Here is a 17792-nt window from a genome sequence, read left to right on the forward strand (position 1 = left end):
TTACGCCTGTTGTAGCTCTTTCCAAGACTGGGAAAGTACTTTCCCAGCTGATTTTGCAAAGACAACAGTTAACAACAATCCAACCGCTAGATCGGGCAAGATAGAGTGTGTGAGTAACACTAAGACAGCTGCAGCCAAAACAGACGTGTTAGCAATAATGTCATTGCGAGAACATAGCCACACCGATGACATGTTTAAATTGTCGTTGCGATGCCGGGTCAGCAGCAACAAACACAACAGGTTTGCCAGTAGTGCCAACACGCCTACTACCCCCATGATGGACCCTTCGGGACTAGCACCCGCAAATAGCTGATAGCTGGCTCTGGCAAATACGGCAATGGCAAACAAAAACATGATCAGGCCCTTAAGCAGCGCTGCACCGGCCTGAGCTTTAGCGCTTTTATGAATCACATACAAACTACTGGCATACACCAGGGCATCCCCCAGCATATCCAACGAATCCCCAGTTAATGACAGCGAAGCCGCTCGAATGCCCGCCCCAAATTCGACGACAAACATCACAGCATTGATCCACAACACCGACCAAAGCACCTTTGCCTGCCGTTCTTTGAGCTTAGACACTTCGCAAGCCTTGGCCTGACAGCAATCATCAGCCATGTCGACCTCCAAGATTCAAACAATCATTCAAATATTCAAACTAGCATTAGAATGTTCATCAAAACAGTTGCTCAAACATTCAAACTAGTATTAGAACGTTATCACAAAAAGGACATCATTCAAGTCATCATTAGAATGACTACAACGCTCTAATCAACCAGTTGTTTTAGTGCATAGCAGAGAATGTCAGCCACCCGTGGGTCCTTGAGGGAGTAGTAAGCCAATTTACCGTCATTGCGGTACTTCAAAATACTGAGGTCGCGCAGCTTCCGCAGGTGGTGGGATGCGGTTGCAACCTTGATTTTTAGTAGGGAAGCCACATCACAGACGCACAGCTCCTCACCGTTGCGTAAAGCGTACAGAATCTTTAGCCGAGACCGATCGGCCAGGGCACCAAACAGAATTTGGGCGGATTCCAACAGGTCGTCGCCGGGAAGTATCTGACCGATCTGATGAACTAACTCTTCGTTGAAGCAACGGACTTGGCAGACATCACTGGGTTTGGTCACAGATTTTGCAGGGTTCATCAGGTACTATAGATCCATTCTACTGATCTATGACTGGTCACACATCAATCTCCATCGCCCTTAAAAAGTTAATAAAGGGTAACGACTCAACGTTTTGGCAGCAAGAATGATTATCATTCTTGTGTAATTATAACCAGGTAACAATGCAAGTATCCTGGCAATGGTCCCGGAGAAAAGGCGAAGCACGATGACGGTCAGTCCCCATCAAGAACTAACACGCCCTACCCCTATGGGTGGACAGGTGCAGCACTATGACTGGACCTATCAGGGGCAAACCGTAACTATCGCCTACGAAACCTTGGGGACAGGGCCAACGGTGTTGCTACTACCCGCGTTTAGCACCGTTTCAACACGGGCAGAACTGGCCCAAATTGCTCAGGTGCTGGCATCCCAATTTCGGGTGATAGCCCTGGACTGGTTAGGGTTTGGTGATTCCGAGCGGCCTGCTTTTACCTACGAGCGACCGCTCTATCAGACATTACTCAAGGACTTTGTGCAAAACTGCTGTCCAGAGCCAGCGGGGATTTTGGCAGCAGGCCATGGGGCGGGGTACGCCCTCCATCTGGCTCAGAGCCAACTGCCCCAGAAACAGATAAGCACTCGGTTACTGCTAGTGGCTCCCACCTGGAAAGGTCCCTTACGGGCCATGGGGGCACCGAGTTGGTTAGCCAGTGGTCTGCGAAACTTGGTGGGGTTGCCGCTCGTTGGTTCTGCCCTCTATGGCGCAAATACCCACCCAGCCTTCCTCAAATGGATGTATCAGCGCCATGTGTTTGTGGATCAGGCGCGGCTGACCCCTGCCTTTATTCAGCAACGCCACCGCATTACCCAGCAACCGGGAGCCCGATTTGCACCTGCAGCCTTTGTGACAGCAGCCCTAGATCCAATGAGAGATCGCACCGAATGGCTCCAGATCGCAACGGCGGTCACGGCGGACCCAAATAATTCTGTGCGGGTGATCCTGGCGGACCAGGCACCCCCCCAGTCCAAGGCTGAAATGCAGGCGCTGTCAGAACTCCCTGGCATCCAGTCCGACCATCTACCCGGTTCGCTGGGGCTATACGAAGAGTACGGTGCTGAGGTGGGTGCGATCGCGCTTGCCCACTTTCAAGCATAGACAAACACCATTCAAGGAGACTACTCATGGTAACCGACAACATTTACAACACCGTACCCGTCACCGTTTTAACTGGCTATTTAGGCGCAGGTAAAACCACCTTATTAAATCGCATCCTTACCCATGAACATGGCAAAAAAGTTGCAGTAATCGTCAACGAATTTGGCGAAGTCGGCATCGACAATCAGCTAGTGGTGGATGCCGATGAAGAAGTATTTGAAATGAACAACGGCTGTATCTGTTGCACCGTGCGGGGTGACCTGATTCGCATCATTGGCAATCTGATGAAGCGTCGCGACAAGTTTGACCATCTGGTGATTGAAACCACCGGATTAGCAGACCCGGCTCCGGTAATTCAAACCTTCTTTGTGGATGATGAAGTGCAGCTGCAAACCCGTCTGGATGCAGTGGTAACAGTGGTAGATACTCGCCATATCTGGCAGCATTGGGAAGCCGAAGAAGCTGTAGAGCAAATTGCCTTTGCCGATGTTATTTTGCTTAATAAGATTGACCTGGTTACAGAAGAGGAATTAACAAAACTGGAAGAGCGGATTCGGGGGATGAATGCCCTGGCCAAAATCCATCGCACCCGTGATGCCCAAATTGAAATGGATGCCCTCCTCGGCGTTAGTGCCTTTGACCTGAATAATGCCCTACAAATCGACCCAGATTTTCTCGATGAAACCGCCCATGAGCACGACGAAACCGTGGGTTCCATTGCCCTGGTAGAGTCAGGAGAACTCGATGGCGACAAACTTAACGCCTGGATGGGAGAGCTACTGCGGGACCACGGACCCGATATTTTTCGCATGAAGGGCATTCTCAACATGGCCGGGGAAGACAATCGATTTGTCTTTCAGGGGGTACACATGTTGTTTGATGGTCGCCAGGACCGCCCCTGGAAACCCGATGAATCTCGTAAAAACGAACTGGTGTTTATCGGTCGTAACCTGGAGCAGCTGAATCTAAGCGAGCGCTTTCGCGATTGTTTGGTGAGCTAGTGATAAGTAGGTATCGTAATTAATTCCAAAATGCTGGAGGCCCCCTTTTATGGAAGTATCAGAGTCTTCCTAATTAGGCCAACTGGGGTTTCTCAAATTCTGAGGGACTTTGAGTCCTGGAGCCCCTAGGATTGGCAGGGATGATTCTCTAATAAAAAAATCTATGATCGAGCGACTGTCAAGAAGGCTCAATGTTGTCCAGGCCCTCAAGCCCCCAACATTTGGGGGCTTTGATATGAGGTTCAAAAATCTCAAATGTGAGGAATGACTAGCTTTGGGTATTTTCAGTTGAGTTCTGTCTCTAAAGCCCCCAGGATTGGGGGTTTGGGGGCCTCCTTAAAGGTGTCACTTTCAAAGAAATATTGTGTAATCTATTTTGCCTGCCTGCGTATCTAAAACAATGCTGAGAACAAAAAAGCATAAACAACCTGTACTCCAGCAGCTCTGGAACACCCATCTTTCCGACTATGTAACAGCCATTGCCTGGTCCCCCGATGGCACTCAACTCGCGGCTAGTTCTGGTGCAGGGGAGGTAGTACTCTACACACCTGCAACGGGTGACTCTCACTGCTTACAAAGCTCCCAGGGAGAGTCTGTGGATGCCTTAGCCATCTCCGCCGATGGTCAATTTTTAGCGGCTGGAGGGCAAGCAGGCACAGTGTGGATCTGGCAGATTGATGGTGATGTGCCCACATTGCTAAACACTCTGGAACATGCTCGTACCTGGATTGATCGGCTGCAATGGCACCCGAATTCTCCGGAACTGGCCTTTAGTTTTGGCCGCTATGTTCAGGTGTGGCATGCGGTTGATCAAACGGTTGTCACCACCTTAAATTTTGAAGATTCTTCTGTGTTAGATCTAGCCTGGCATCCTCAAGGGACAGAGCTATCGCTGGGGGGTAACCAGAACATTAAAACCTGGAAGTACCATGACTGGGATGAGGACCCAGAGGTAAGAGAAGTGGGTGGGGCTAGCGTGGCGGTTGCCTGGTCGCCGGATGGTATCTACCTGGCTTCGGGCAACAATGATCGGTCGGTTTTGGTGTGGGCAAAAGATCATGCCGCTCCCTGGCGGATGCAGGGATTTCCTGGCAAAGTGCGGCAGTTGGCCTGGTCGAAACCGACGGTAAAGGGTGCGCCTCTGCTGGCATCGATAAGTGTTGAAGGGATTGTTGTGTGGACAAAAGCGGCTGATCCAGCAGAGGGTTGGAAGCCTCAGGTGTTGGATGCCCATGAGGGAATGGTGCGGGCCATTTCGTTTCAGCCCGATACCCTATTATTGGCCACTGCCGCTGAGGATGGTTGTTTGTATTTGTGGCAGAAGGCCCGTCAGATTGCTCAAAGGTTGGAGGGTGCCTCCAGCGGGTTTTCGTGTCTAGCCTGGTCTGGGCAGGGCACAATGTTAGCCGCTGGTGGTAGTGGAGGGGAACTGTGGGTATGGACTGAAACGACTAAAGGAAAAGGGTTTAGGTAGAACAACAGGTCAATCTTTTTCCAGTAGCATTCCACTTCCTCCCCTTCATACAGACACATCTATATTATGAGCGTTATGGCTCCCACTCTTGATTTTCAGAAGCTTCCCGTGACGGTCATCACTGGCTTTTTAGGCAGTGGGAAAACAACGTTATTGAATCATATTCTCCAAAACTTTGAGGATTTTAAGGTAGCAGTTCTCGTGAATGAGTTTGGGGACATTAACATCGACAGCCAGTTCTTGATTGCGGTGGAAGAGGACATGATAGAACTCACCAATGGCTGTATTTGTTGCACCATCAACGATAATCTGATGGATACAGTCTATCGTGTATTAGAACGGAGAGATCGCATTGATTATCTGGTGCTAGAAACCACGGGTGTCGCCGATCCGTTACCCATCATGCTCACGTTTCTTGGCACAGAACTGAGAGACCTGACCCAGTTGGATGCCGTGATTACCTTAATCGATTCGGAAACCTTTGACCCCGACTTTCACTATGGAAGCAGTGCGGTGATGAGTCAAATTCTCTATGGCGATATTATTCTTCTGAACAAAATCGATCGAGTACCTGAACCTAAAGTTCAAAAGTTGAAACATCACATTCTTTCTATCAAGGACAAAGCCAGAATATTACAAGCAACCCATGGTCAGATTCCATTATCGTTGATTCTAAATGTTCAACTAACAGATACCGCTGTGGTCCAAAAGAATGCTTCTGCCGCCGATTCTTCCACCAAGCATCTCCAAAATGATGGGTTTATGGCTGTTTCATTTAAAGGCGATCGCCCCTTTGCCCTCAAAAAGTTTCAGCAATTTCTCGACTATCAGCTTCCTAATAATGTATTCCGGGCTAAAGGAATTATCTGGTTTGCAGAGAGTGAAAAGCGCCATCTGTTCCAACTCAGTGGGAGCCGATTCACGATAGATGACAGCGAATGGAAAACACCCCCAAAAACAGAAATGGTGTGGATTGGCCGTCAGTTAGATGTACTTTCGTTGATGCAAAAGTTGAATAACTGTATGACTCGATAACTGTCATCAGGATCAATGTCGGGTTCGACAAGTTTCCGCATCTAGAGAGTAAGGGGTGGGAATGTTTTGAACGTTCATGATAAACTGAGAACGATAATCATTATCATATAACTGGAAGTCTATCCTGATTCATTCCTGCGACTCCATCACTGTTTTTAGTTAACATCATTCTCCATGAACCTCACCCTCCATAACACCCTGACAGGCCGGAAAGAGCCTTTTATCTCTATTCATCCGGAACGAGTGGTGATGTATTGCTGTGGTGTGACGGTATATGACAATTGCCACCTGGGGCATGCTCGTTCGTACATGGTTTGGGATGTGCTGCGACGCTATTTGCAGTGGTGTGGATACACCGTGCGCTATGTGCAAAATTTTACAGATATTGACGACAAGATTCTCAATCGTGCCAGTGTGGAAGGGATAACAATGCAGGAGGTGAGCAATCGCTACATTGCTGCCTATTTTCAAGATATTCGCCGCCTCAATATTCTCGATGCTGATGACTATCCCCGTGTGACAGAGCATATCCCTGCCATTCATCAATTGATCCAGGCGCTAGAACAACAAGGATACGCCTATGCGGTCGATGGCGATGTGTACTATAGCGTGCGGCAGTTCGCGGAGTATGGCAAGCTCTCTGGACGGAAGCTGGAGCAACTACAGGCGGGGGCAGGGGGACGAATTGCCCCGGATGCCCCGGACCAGAAGAAGCGCGATCCGTTTGATTTTGCTTTATGGAAATCGGCAAAACCGGGTGAACCCGCCTGGGAATCGCCCTGGGGTATGGGACGACCCGGGTGGCACATTGAATGCTCGGCCATGATCCGGGCGCGATTGGGCGAAACCATTGATATTCATGGTGGTGGCGGTGATCTGGTGTTTCCCCACCATGAAAATGAGATTGCTCAGTCAGAAGCGCTGACGGGACAACCACTGGCTCGCTACTGGTTGCACAATGGCATGGTGACGGTGAATGGTGAGAAAATGTCGAAATCCCTGGGCAATTTCACCACGATCCGTGACCTGCTAGATGGTGTGTGGGCAGAATATCCGCAACCGGTAGACCCAATGGCGGTGCGACTGTTTGTGCTGCAGGGGCACTATCGGAAACCGTTGGATTTTACAAAAGATGCGATCGCGGCTGCGGTCAACGGTTGGCAAACGCTAAAAGCCGGACTTCTCTTTGGCAACCATCATCGAGCAGCGTTGTCATGGCCAGTTGCCAGCCTCCAGTCTTCTCCTCAGGAACCCAACTCAGAAGACCCGTGGGTCGAACGGTTTCAAACCGCCATGGACGATGATCTGAATACATCGGGTGCTCTGGCAGTGCTGTTTGAGCTGGCCAAAGGGCTACAGCGAGAGGGGAATCGTCTGATGCATGAAGGGCAGACCCAATCCAGTCCAGAGATTCTCTGGCAGCAGTGGCAAACGTTGTTGCACCTGGCCCAGTTACTGGGGTTAGAGGCCAAAGCCGACAGTGATACTGATGCGGCAACGGGTGAATTGGATGAGGCTACGATCTCTGACCTGATCCAGCAGCGTCAAACGGCCCGACAACAGAGAGACTTTATAACGGCAGATGATATTCGCGATCAGCTAGCGGCAGTGGGAGTTACGGTGGTTGACCAACCCGATGGAGCCGTCCGTTGGCATCAGCAGTAAATCAACGATAGCGCCAACAGCCTCATTATCAGATTATCAATTCGGGTTTCCAAGACGGCAGTTCAACTGCAAAGTCCTGGGCCAATCTCTGTAGCTGTTCAAGATCGTCTTGCAATTGATGTTCCCAGGAACGGGACACCTCCCAGAACAATTGCTTTTAACACCAGCCATTTAGATTTCACATTTAGAATTTCCATAATTTTGATTCACTTGAGAACAATAATCATTCTCAAGTGAGCTATCATCACCTGTATTGCATCAAGTTGTTTTTGGGGGGTAGAACCAATGAGTTATCTGAAGTCGAGTGTGTTTTCCCTGTTGGTGGGGATGAATTTGCTGACGGGTTGCAACTCCCCATCAACGGATTCTGTCAGTGAAGGGGGTGAAGCTCAGACTGCAACGACTCCAGTCAGCAGTGAACCTCTGGAGCTGTTGGACATTACGGTTAGTATTTTGCCCCAGGAGTACTTTGTTGAAAAAATCGGAGGCGATCGGGTTGAGGTAAACGTAATGGTGCAACCGGGGGAATCACCAGCAACCTACGAACCCAAGCCCCAACAGTTGAAGGACTTGAGTGAGGCGGAAGCTTACGTCAGTATTGGCGTTCCTTTTGAAAACGCCTGGATGGACAAGATTCAGTCTGCTAATGCCCAGATGCTGGTGATTGATTCTGCCCAGGGAATTGAACGATTGGAAATGGCTGCCCATCATCATCACGACGAGGATCATGCCGAGGAAGCAGCGGACCATGACCATGAAGAAGAGCATGAGCACGAGGAAAAACATGAGCACGCTGAGGGAACTCTAGATCCCCATATCTGGTTGTCGCCGCAACGAGTCAAGATTCAAGCCCAAAATATCTATCAGGGATTAGTAACGATCGATCCCGAAAATGAGGCAACCTATCAAGCCAATCTGACCCAGTTTTTAGGCGAAATTGATCAGTTAGATCAACAAATTAAACAAAACTTAGTCGGAGTTGAGAATCGTGAGTTTATCGTTTTTCATCCGGCCTGGGGATACTTTGCCCAGGATTATGACCTGGAGCAGGTGCCTATTGAAATAGGTGGTCAGGAACCTAGTGCAGCGGAACTGGGGGAACTTATACAACAGGCAAAAACAGAAAACATTCAAGTGATTTTTGCCCAGCCAGAATTCAGTACCAAAAGTGCAGAAACGATCGCTACCGAAATTGCTGGAGAAGTCCTGTTCATTACTCCCCTGGCCCCCAACTGGTCAGATAATCTGTTGCAAGTTTCCCAAACCTTTGCCGACGTGCTGAACCAGAACGGGGGCGGGAATTAAATGACTGAGGTCATTACCCTGCATCAAGTCTGGGCAGGCTATGGGACAACTCCGGTATTAGAAGACATTAACCTGGTGGTGAAGGAACGAGATTTTATCGGTTTAATTGGCCCCAATGGCGGAGGAAAAACAACGTTGTTGAAGGTTTTGTTAGGGCTGATTTCACCCAATAGCGGAGAAGTCAAAATCATGGGTCGCCCGGTGTCTCAGGGTCGAAAATACCTGGGCTATGTGCCCCAACTCCTGGAATTCGATCGGGAGTTTCCCATTCGGGTGGAGGATGTAGTTCGCATGGGACGCTCAGGTAGACGCCCTTTGCTGAGACGGTACAACCGCAAGGATGAAAGTATAGTCACTCGCAGCCTGGAGCAGGTAGGAATGCTGGGATTACGCGATCGTCCCATTGGTCAGCTATCCGGTGGAGAGCGGCAGAGGGTTTACATTGCGAGGGCCCTGGCTTCTGAACCCCATATTTTACTTTTGGATGAACCCACAGCTAACGTGGATAGTAAAATCCAGAAAAGTATTTATGACTTACTGGCGGATCTCAATCAATTTCTGACCATTTTGATGATTTCCCATAACTTGAGTGCTGTTTCCACCTACGTTAAGACGGTAGGATGCCTCAACCATCGCCTTTTTTATCACAATGACAAGTTAATTACGTCGGAAATGATTGAGCAAGCCTATCAATGCCCCGTAGATCTGATTGCCCACGGCGTTCCTCACCGCGTTTTTTCTCACCACCATAATGATTGAAACCATTGGACAAGCTTTGCAATTTGACTTTATGCGTCATGCTCTCCTGGCTGGGGTACTGGTGAGCATTGCCTGCGGAATTATTGGTACTTTTGTAGTGGTCAATCGCATTGTTTTTATCAGTGGGGGCATTGCCCACGCTGCTTATGGGGGGATTGGATTAGCCTATTTCTTTGGCGTTAATCCAGTGTTAGGAGCGATCGCGTTTGCCCTGGCTGCGGCCCTGGGCATGGGCTGGGTGGAACGCAAGACCCAACAACGGGCCGATACAATTATTGGGGTAATGTGGGCCATCGGTATGGCAGTGGGCATTATTGCCATTGATTTAACCCAGGGCTACAAAGCGGATTTAATGAGCTATCTCTTTGGCAGTATCCTCACAGTTCCCCGCCAGGAGTTAATCATTATGCTCATCCTCAACCTGATGATTGGTGCGATGGTTTTTCTCTTTTATAAAGAATTGTTGGCCATTTCCTTTGATCCTGTTTTTGCCACCACCCGCAATATTCCGGTGGATGCTCTGTACCTCACCCTGGTGGCAGCGATCGCCCTGACAGTCGTGATGGTGATGCAGGTGGTGGGGTTGATTATGGTAATTGCCCTGTTAACCATTCCCGCAGCGATCGCTGGCCAATTTGTCCAGGACATCAAGCAGATGATGTTCCTGGCCAGTCTGCTGGGGATGGCGTTTACGACGACAGGGCTGTGGCTCTCCTATTTTTTCAATCTCACCTCCGGCGCAACGATTATTCTTGTTGCTGGAGCCGCCTATTTGCTCAGTTTGCTCCTGAAACAAAACAGGAAAACGATTAAAACGCCGAAATGCCGTACTGCAAAACGGTCTAGCTAAAGCGTCAACTCATTTTAGCTGTCTTTGCGTACTTAGAAATGTGCGGATATATTCGATTGTATTAATCAAAGTTTTAATCCTATGGCTAAGCCATTAACCGACAAGGAAATCACCAAACTGATTGGTGAGGCCAATGCTTTTTTAAAAGCGGAGCGCACCAAAGTCGCCCTGCTTCGGGTCAGTGGAATGATTTATTTTCAAGGGACATTCCCGCCGAAGCCGGACAGCAAACGAGCTAAGCCTTACCAACAGAAAATCGCTAGTCGGTTGCCGTGCTCACGTCAGGGGATAAAGAAGGCTCGATCAGAGGCGGTGTTACTTGGGGCCAAGCTAGTGACTGGTCAGTTTGACTGGAGCGATTATGGCGATCGCACCAAGGCAGGTCAGCGCACCATCGGCCAATGGATAGAAAAGTTTGAGCAAGATTACCGCTCTCGAAATCAGCTCAAACACCGGACCTGGCGAAACGGATGGTTAAAGTACTTCCGGTCCTTAAAGTGGGATGAGCAGTTAAGTTCTGAGGCACTAATTGAGGCTGTCCTGAGCAAGCCCGCCAACACAGCGACTCGCAAGCAAATCTGTACTCGCCTTCAGGCGTTTGCCGACTATGCTGACCTTGAGGTTGACCTATTGCGATTCAAAGGGCGGTATGGTCGAGCCTCACAAAAGGCTAAAGAGCTACCGAGCGATAAGCTGATCGCTGAGTGGTGCGGTGGCGATCTCATCCGGTCACCAGAGTGGCGTAGGGTGGCGGGGTTGATCGCCGCGTTTGGGTTGAGGCCCCATGAAGCGTTTTTGGGCGAACTCCAGGACGATGGCCAGTTTCGGGTTAGAGAAGGCAAAACCGGAGCTAGATCAGTACGCGCCTTCTATCCGGAGTGGGTTGACCAGTGGGGCTTGTGGGGAGAATTGCCAGACCTAAACGCTCAGCGAGCTTACGACGATGGCAGGCTAGGTGGTTTTGTGAAAGACCACCTCAGACGAACTCACAAACTTCCGTGTGCTCTTTACGACCTGCGGCACGCGTATGCCATCCGGATACACGTCCTGTTTGGCCTTAGTGAGACTGTAGGAGCGAAATTGATGGGTCACACACCTGATATGCATCTCAGTACGTACCAGCGCTGGCTAAGTGACGCAACAACGGAGGCCGCGATCGCACGGGCATTAGAGAGAGACGATCGACCTATGCCCCCAGTTCTGTAAATTTACGGGGCAATTAAACTAGTGTTGCCCCGTAAATAAAGTCAGTTGGCCTTTCCGTTCTAGACTTGCTTGTTTCTTTAAGAATCTAGCGGTCGGTGTGTTGTCATAACTTAGATGACATACGGAGCACAGCGCTCTGAGATTGTCGCGATCGCAATTTTGAGGCTCATGATCTAAGTGAGCAACGGTCAATGTCCATCGCTGTGGGTGAGCCCTAACCTCTGATTCAGGTACAGATATATCCTCTGGCCAGCCTGAGAACAGCTGGTTTATCGCATTAATACGAACCACAAATTCATTAACTGACTCGCCACATTAGCAACTTCACCTCGTCGCTAATGTGGTCGTTGTTCACTGTGGGACTATTTTTGGTCATACAATCCCCCGCACCGCCAAGGGCACGGTTGTTTTAGCTCGTTTCATTTTCAGGAATTAACTAAGGTTTACCAATGCTTTGAATAACAAAGCGTTTCAAGCGTCGTAATAATAGATTCTGGAGATTGATCCAAATGCTTGCAAACTTCAAACAAACAATCAGGTCTAAGTGCGCTGGAATCTTTGTCCATAGAAGCCGGGAAGGACACCTCTACCCCTAAACCCTCATAAGTAAGAATTGGTGTGCCAGCACCATCCATGTGACATCTGCCGGTCCATTGCCAGCCAAGCGCCTTAAGCGTTTTCCATACTGGCTCACATGGCAGCTTTTGTAGGCGATCTCTGTGGTCACTACAAAGCCAGTCTTTGTCAGACGTCCACTTGCTTGTTGTCATTTTTTTATCGCTCCGCAAATACTCCGTAGTGCTGTATAAATGTACGCCTGAGCGAGTCGCATTGGCAGCCGTCCCTCTCTCCAGGCGGGCAGTGTTTGATAGTCCATAACGGCCTGCCACTTTGGCGAGTAAGTAACGCCCTGATAGGTGACTGGCAATGCGTCGGCAATATTCGCCCAGTGATGTTCGTACCATGCGATCGCATTGTTGATATCCTCGGGCTTCACTACCTTTGCTAATGCTTTCTCGTCAGTGCATTGTGTTGGTGGATGCATCAGCGTCTAGCTCCAACTGAACGATTCCGTCTCGCTGAGCCATGTAGTCAGTCCAACAACGGCGTAAGATATCGCGTCCGACTGGACAGTCGGACGCGATATTGTTGAACCGCCAGGACCGTTCGACGGCTGGCGTACCCTGAAGCAGTGCTACACAGTGGGCGATTTTTACGAGCTTCGTGTGCCCAGCAGGCTTAGCCGCTTTCTTTGCTAGGTAATCCTTAGCCGAGTCGGCGACGATGTTAAACAGCCCCTGAGCAACCCTGATCTCGTGCCTCACACCTCTGATTTGAGGCTCGGCAACAACCCATAACCCCTGAGTTTTCATTAGCAAACCTCCTGCGCTAGCGGTGCATATCTCATCGCCCTAGACAGGGCCAGTTCTGCGATGTCTGGAATGATGCTGTTGCCTAACGCTCTAACTCTGTCCACCCGATTGGGTACCCCATTAGCCACTCCGCTAAAGCTGGGTGGGGTTTTGGCCCATGGGCTATTGCTCGATCTATCGTAGATTGCTTGTATCGGCCTTTGGTTGTCTTCGTGAAGGGCCAACCCGATCTCGCCATCGATGCTGTCGGCGTAGGCCACAATGAGCAATCGTTTCCGCATGTGTGGCGCACCCATGGAACAGCCTGATACAGCTGACCATTCAGCATGGTACCCGCAGCAGGAAAGCTCCCAGAGTATTGTTCCCATATCTCTACCACCCCTGAAGTTGAGCAGCGCTGTTGAGTTTTCCAGTACGAGGAAACGGGGTCTAATCTGGCGAACCAGTCGGGTGATTTCGAAAAAGAGCCCGGAACGCTCGCCTTGAAGTCCAGCTCCATTTGGATTGGCGGATGATATGTCTTGACATGGGAAGCCTGCTGTAACGACGTCCCAAGCTTCATAAGGTTCAAAGGTTCTGATGTCGCCATGGATTGCAACTCCGGGAAAGTTTTTTCTCAAAATCTCTTGGCAGTACGGATTTACCTCAACGAATTGCGTCGTTTTAATCCCTAGCCTTTGAGCTGCGATCGCAAACCCACCAATCCCGCTGAATAAATCCAAATGCGTCATGCTTGTGCACTGCATCAACAAACCCTCCGTAGTTGCTGCTCTTTTCCTAGCCGTGCGCGAATCGCCCCCACATCCAGCCGCCAGGGGCCGGTGTCTCCGTGAAGCTTGAATACCTCCACACCAGATTTGAAGTGCCCCGACCTAATTGCACGACGTAGCGCCTCAGGTGAGTCGTAGCCGAGTAACTGATACGCCTCTGAGACACTCTGAAGGTCGTTTGACTGCTTAGATGATGAAATGGTCGCGATTTGTATTCGCAGCTCTTCTTGCCCCTGCTGGAGGTCGGAGAGCTGGCGTTTGATGTCTGAGGCAACAGCAGACCATTCGTTTAGTTGTTGCTCCAAGTTGGCCAAAAATTTTTCGGCGTCCATTACGCAGTCCTCCCAGCCAAATTACGAAACCGAGTGTAAACAGGCTCAAATAGAAGCTTGGCTGTTCCGGTCGGCCCGTTCCGGTTCTTGCCAACAATCCATTCAGCCAGCCCTCTGTCGGACGACTCAGGATCGTAGTAGTCGTCTCGGTAAAGCAGGATAACGGTATCCGCATCCTCCTCAATATTGCCAGATTCCCTAAGGTCACTCATCATTGGACGCTTCGGATTTCTTGCTTCTACGCCACGACTGAGTTGAGAAAGAGCCCACACACTCAATTCCAATTCCTTGGCCATACCCTTGAGCCCACGGGAGATTTGACCCAGCTCTGAGACCCGATTGATCGAGCCTCGATTGCCCATGAGTTGAAGATAGTCCACCATCACAAGCTTGATCGTGCCCGGCCCATTTTCGGCATTAATCCGCTGGACGTTTGCGGCAATGACTTCCGGGGTCTGCCGAAAGCTATCGTCTATCCAGATTGGCAGGCCAGATAACTTAGCTACGGAGTGAGTTAAGTCCTCCCAGTCATTTGCGCCCAGTTTCCCTTCCCTGATTTTATTTGCACTGAGATGGGCGTCCGCTGCAAGACATCGATATCCGACCTGTTGAGCGCTCATTTCCAGGCTGGCGATGTAGACCCCATGACCTGAGTTTGCTACTTGAACAGCAACGTTCACTAATCCAGCGGTTTTACCCATCGATGGACGTCCAGCCAAAATTGTTAGGTCACCTGGAAGAACACCTCGGGTCATCTCATCAAGGTCGTAGAAGCCTGTAGGAATACCTTCTAAGCCACCTCCCTGATAAGCCTGCTCAGTATGGCCAACGTTCTCGGCAATCACTTCCGAAAGCGGAACCGCATTACAGTCTCCTGCAACCAGCATCAAAATATCCCTGAAGTTAGCCTCAGCACTACTAAGGCAGTCTTGAATGTTTTTTGTCTGGTCATTGGCTATGCGCTGCAGTTCGCTGGCCAGCCGAGCCAAGCAACGTCGCTGGTGTTTTTCTAAAATCAACTCCGCGTGCTGCTCAACGTTGGCAGACGTGAGGCACAGGTCAAACATTTGGGCGATCGCAGCTTTCCCACCAACCCGCTCTAGCTGCTTGGAGTTGGACAAAGCTGTACACACAGTCATCAAGTCAACAATTTGGCCATCTCTATGAAGCTGTAGGCAAACCTGGTAGATGACTCGGTGGCTGTGTACGTAAAACGCCTCGGGCGGTAGTCGATGGGCAATCCGTGAGATCGCACCAGGGTCAATCAGCAGCGCTCCAATCACGTCGTACTCAGCATCAATATTCGCTGGTTCAGCAGTCTTGGGCGCTCGAAATGGAACCACAGGGGCGTTGTTAGTTTGCATTTCGGTACCTCGCAGCTAATGCGTTCTTTGCCCAATCTTTTGGAGGTGGAACACAGTCATCTTCGGCAGAGCAAGAGGCTGCCAGTGAAGCATTCGCCGCAGGTTGAACTCTTCGTCTTTTAATCTCCACTGCACTATCCCAATGATTTGAAATCTGAGACCATCGCTTACCGCTGATCAGGTTCCAAAGCATGTTGATACAGTCAGCACGATCGCAAGGCTGGTTAACCTTCTGTTTTTGCCGCTTGAGGATCTGAAGTAAATCTTCATCAAAATCATTTTGACCAGGGCCTAGCCAAATCTGCCCTAACCCATGAGCCACAACCTGCGGATGCTTATGCTTGGGCGCGATCTCCCTAGCTTGACGCCTGGCCTCGTACTCAGCCAGCTCCCATACCTCAGCCAGGTCTATCGTCTCTGGCAACTGCTTATAGGTCACAATGCCGATTTTTAGATTTTGAGAATCATTCTCAGACGGCGGAATATTTTCATCTTGCAGCGATTGGTCAGCATCTAGAGCCTGGTCATCTTGAGTGAAATTGACTTGCTCAGACACTGTTGAAATATTTTCTTCAGAGAAAGAAGTATTTTCTTTTAAAGGAGTTTCTTTAAAAGATCTTTCTTTAGATCCGTGAACTTTTTTCACTGGTGACCCGTGAACTTTTTTCACTGGTTCCCGTGAACTTTTTTCATGGGGTGAACTTTTTTCACTGGTTCCCGACCCGTGAACTTTTTTCACTGGTTCAATGACGGGTTGTAGCTTGAGTGTGTACTCGTAAGTATGACCCCGCTTGTGATCTACCTTGTGACGCTCAATCCAGTCGCGATCGCAAAGTGCATCACAAGCAGTTATGACAGCGCGGTTCGATAGCTCGGCCTTTTCCATAAGACAAGTGATACTCATTCGATGAGCACGTCTGTGCCATCCAAGTGTTGCCCGCGTGATAGTAAGAATCACCTTAAGCTCAGCTGGCTTGAGTTCACCTAAGTTGTCAAGGATAAGGTTGGGGACTTGGGTGTAGTTGCTGTTTTCGAAGCTCATAGGCCCACCCTCCTGTAGCTAATCAATATTTCTCTGCACCCAGCTTCTGTTCCTCGGTACGCACGCCAAATCTTTAACTTGTCGCCGTCAGGTATGTGATCGCGGTTAACCAACTTACAGGGTAAATTCTCATCCGTGCCCCGCAAGTCTTTTTGGGGTGATTCACTCACGCAACACCTCCCGCCGTCTTCACTTTGCCTAGGTACTTCGATCGCTTCACCTTGCCATCCCACCAGCGAAAATACTGGTAGGGGCCACAGCCGTTGATGGTGCGTTGCTCAACCCAACCATGCTCCGGTCCTTGCTCAGTGATTGGCGATGGCTCAACCTTGCGCTCTAGCAACTCTTCTAGGGACTGCCTTATCTCAGCAGTAGACAGCAGGCCCCGAAGGTGCTCAACTAGCGCTTCTATGTCCTGGCGATCCCAGTCAGCAATCTTCTTGACAATGTCCTCTGGGGTGACACCCGTACCCGCTGAAGTAGTGCCGTCTGCTATGCTGTGCCTAGCATCTGAATCTTTATTCATGATGTTTGTGATTTTGTACTACATGGGGGCCGCTACGCCCCCATTTTTATTGGCTATGCAACGTCTTTTGAGTTAAACGCTGTCAGGATGGTTGATGCCTGCTTGAGTCGCTCGTTAGCCGCCCTCATTCCAGACAGCTTGTACAAGCGAATTACTTCGTCAAAAAAAGGCACTAGCCCGATGGGCACCCTGAGCACTTGGCTTTCAAAGCCTGCTCTTTTCCCAATATGCTCCAGCCCCTCTTCTGGAGCTGTATCTCGCTTCAGCGTTTCCACCTGGCTCATACTCTGAGGCTCCGAACGTTTACGGATCAATTGTAACAACAACGGCTCGTATTTGTCTAGCAACGGATCGCCCTACCAGGATAGGATGTTTCATTGTTGGAACAATTGGGTCATTGTATGTCCGGTCTTGAGGAGTTTCAGTCTATTCTTAGAGCCGCTCGCGGTAGCATGTCCCTTAGGCAATTTGCGAGCAAGACGGGTCTGACTTTTAGTACTTTACGTAGACTTGAAAGCGGCGAAACCATCAGTCCAGACCAGTCTACACTTGACGCATTGGCATCTGCGTTGCCTCATTCCGCTGACGAGCTTCGGGCCATTATCGAGGGGAGAAGAGCGGAGCCCCAGAGGGCTATTATTACCGCAGAAGACGTCCTTAAAGAAGTCGATAGCTTCTCAAAGGATGAGATTAAACGACTGATTTATTTGATCGTTGATAAGTATTTGTAGGGAGTTTCTGACAAAAACTTTACAAATATCACTTGCCATCTTAGAGGCGTTGTTGTTACTTTTGATCCAGCGATGAATCAGTCGCTGGAGTACAAAA

The 17792-nt window shown here is 49.7% G+C and carries 22 protein-coding genes; 10 read left to right on the forward strand and 12 right to left on the reverse strand.

All coding sequences use genetic code 11. The annotated features are described in order from the left end of the window. A complete protein-coding gene (locus tag N836_RS46565; RefSeq protein WP_023071538.1) occupies window positions 1–618 on the reverse strand; it encodes a cation transporter in 618 nt (205 codons plus the stop codon). Window positions 619–767: 149 nt separating this feature from the next. Then, a complete protein-coding gene (locus N836_RS46570) occupies window positions 768–1145 on the reverse strand; it encodes an ArsR/SmtB family transcription factor (protein ID WP_023071539.1) in 378 nt (125 codons plus the stop codon). A 187-nt stretch (window positions 1146–1332) separates the two neighbouring features. Here N836_RS46570 and N836_RS46575 point away from each other — a divergent pair, with 187 nt between their 5' ends. The 9 genes from N836_RS46575 (at window position 1333) to N836_RS46615 (ending at window position 11557) form a co-directional block, all read left to right on the forward strand. Further along, window positions 1333–2262 (forward strand): alpha/beta fold hydrolase, encoded by a 930-nt coding sequence (locus N836_RS46575; RefSeq protein WP_023071540.1) that lies wholly within the window; start codon window positions 1333–1335, stop codon window positions 2260–2262. Between the two features lie 26 nt (window positions 2263–2288). Continuing rightward, window positions 2289–3263 (forward strand): CobW family GTP-binding protein, encoded by a 975-nt coding sequence (locus N836_RS46580; RefSeq protein WP_023071541.1) that lies wholly within the window; start codon window positions 2289–2291, stop codon window positions 3261–3263. Window positions 3264–3663: 400 nt separating this feature from the next. Continuing rightward, window positions 3664–4737: a WD40 repeat domain-containing protein gene (locus N836_RS46585; RefSeq protein WP_023071542.1), complete on the forward strand. Its 1074-nt coding sequence runs from the start codon at window positions 3664–3666 to the stop codon at window positions 4735–4737. Between the two features lie 75 nt (window positions 4738–4812). Further along, window positions 4813–5772: a CobW family GTP-binding protein gene (locus N836_RS46590; protein ID WP_023071543.1), complete on the forward strand. Its 960-nt coding sequence runs from the start codon at window positions 4813–4815 to the stop codon at window positions 5770–5772. 174 nt (window positions 5773–5946) lie between these two features. Then, on the forward strand, window positions 5947–7437 hold the full coding sequence (gene cysS, locus N836_RS46595) for a cysteine--tRNA ligase (protein WP_023071544.1): 1491 nt from the start codon (window positions 5947–5949) through the stop codon (window positions 7435–7437). Between the two features lie 285 nt (window positions 7438–7722). Then, on the forward strand, window positions 7723–8742 hold the full coding sequence (locus N836_RS46600) for a metal ABC transporter solute-binding protein, Zn/Mn family (protein WP_023071545.1): 1020 nt from the start codon (window positions 7723–7725) through the stop codon (window positions 8740–8742). Beyond that, window positions 8743–9501, forward strand: a complete 759-nt coding sequence (locus N836_RS46605; protein ID WP_023071546.1) for a metal ABC transporter ATP-binding protein — start codon at window positions 8743–8745, stop codon at window positions 9499–9501. Beyond that, on the forward strand, window positions 9494–10351 hold the full coding sequence (locus N836_RS46610; protein ID WP_023071547.1) for a metal ABC transporter permease: 858 nt from the start codon (window positions 9494–9496) through the stop codon (window positions 10349–10351). Before N836_RS46605 ends, N836_RS46610 begins: the two co-directional genes overlap by 8 nt. Window positions 10352–10432: 81 nt before the next feature. After that, window positions 10433–11557 carry a phage integrase gene (locus N836_RS46615; protein ID WP_023071548.1) on the forward strand — a complete coding sequence of 375 codons (1125 nt, stop codon included), beginning with the start codon at window positions 10433–10435 and terminating at the stop codon, window positions 11555–11557. An 18-nt stretch (window positions 11558–11575) separates the two neighbouring features. On the opposite strand, the gene N836_RS75685 is transcribed toward N836_RS46615, so the two are convergent. The 10 genes from N836_RS75685 to N836_RS46655 all read right to left on the reverse strand — a co-directional run bounded on the left by N836_RS75685 (window position 11576) and on the right by N836_RS46655 (window position 17248). Next, complete coding sequence (locus N836_RS75685) at window positions 11576–11848, reverse strand: hypothetical protein (RefSeq protein ID WP_071789029.1); 273 nt, start codon at window positions 11846–11848, stop codon at window positions 11576–11578. Between the two features lie 152 nt (window positions 11849–12000). Continuing rightward, window positions 12001–12327, reverse strand: coding sequence for a hypothetical protein (locus N836_RS75690; RefSeq protein WP_152532085.1), 327 nt, complete (start codon window positions 12325–12327; stop codon window positions 12001–12003). After that, window positions 12324–12602, reverse strand: coding sequence for a hypothetical protein (locus N836_RS46620; protein WP_023071549.1), 279 nt, complete (start codon window positions 12600–12602; stop codon window positions 12324–12326). The genes N836_RS75690 and N836_RS46620 overlap by 4 nt, the downstream gene beginning before the upstream one ends. Continuing rightward, window positions 12577–12930, reverse strand: coding sequence for a hypothetical protein (locus tag N836_RS46625; protein WP_023071550.1), 354 nt, complete (start codon window positions 12928–12930; stop codon window positions 12577–12579). The genes N836_RS46620 and N836_RS46625 overlap by 26 nt, the downstream gene beginning before the upstream one ends. Next, window positions 12930–13661, reverse strand: a complete 732-nt coding sequence (locus N836_RS46630) for a DNA cytosine methyltransferase (protein WP_031291993.1) — start codon at window positions 13659–13661, stop codon at window positions 12930–12932. Before N836_RS46630 ends, N836_RS46625 begins: the two co-directional genes overlap by 1 nt. Before the next feature lie 14 nt (window positions 13662–13675). Continuing rightward, entirely contained in the window at window positions 13676–14032 is a 357-nt protein-coding gene (locus N836_RS46635; protein WP_023071552.1) for a hypothetical protein, read from the reverse strand. Then, window positions 14032–15396, reverse strand: coding sequence for a replicative DNA helicase (dnaB, locus tag N836_RS46640; protein ID WP_023071553.1), 1365 nt, complete (start codon window positions 15394–15396; stop codon window positions 14032–14034). Before dnaB ends, N836_RS46635 begins: the two co-directional genes overlap by 1 nt. Next, on the reverse strand, window positions 15386–16438 hold the full coding sequence (locus N836_RS46645) for a replication protein (protein WP_023071554.1): 1053 nt from the start codon (window positions 16436–16438) through the stop codon (window positions 15386–15388). Before N836_RS46645 ends, dnaB begins: the two co-directional genes overlap by 11 nt. A gap of 166 nt (window positions 16439–16604) precedes the next feature. After that, window positions 16605–16964, reverse strand: coding sequence for a hypothetical protein (locus N836_RS46650; protein WP_023071555.1), 360 nt, complete (start codon window positions 16962–16964; stop codon window positions 16605–16607). A 53-nt stretch (window positions 16965–17017) separates the two neighbouring features. Beyond that, on the reverse strand, window positions 17018–17248 hold the full coding sequence (locus N836_RS46655) for a hypothetical protein (RefSeq protein WP_023071556.1): 231 nt from the start codon (window positions 17246–17248) through the stop codon (window positions 17018–17020). A 117-nt stretch (window positions 17249–17365) separates the two neighbouring features. Between N836_RS46655 and N836_RS46660 the strand changes: the two genes are divergently transcribed. Further along, window positions 17366–17695: a helix-turn-helix domain-containing protein gene (locus N836_RS46660; protein ID WP_023071557.1), complete on the forward strand. Its 330-nt coding sequence runs from the start codon at window positions 17366–17368 to the stop codon at window positions 17693–17695. The last annotated feature ends 97 nt before the right edge of the window (window positions 17696–17792 follow it).

It is taken from the genome of Leptolyngbya sp. Heron Island J (genome assembly GCF_000482245.1).
Classification (GTDB): domain Bacteria; phylum Cyanobacteriota; class Cyanobacteriia; order Phormidesmidales; family Phormidesmidaceae; genus Leptothoe.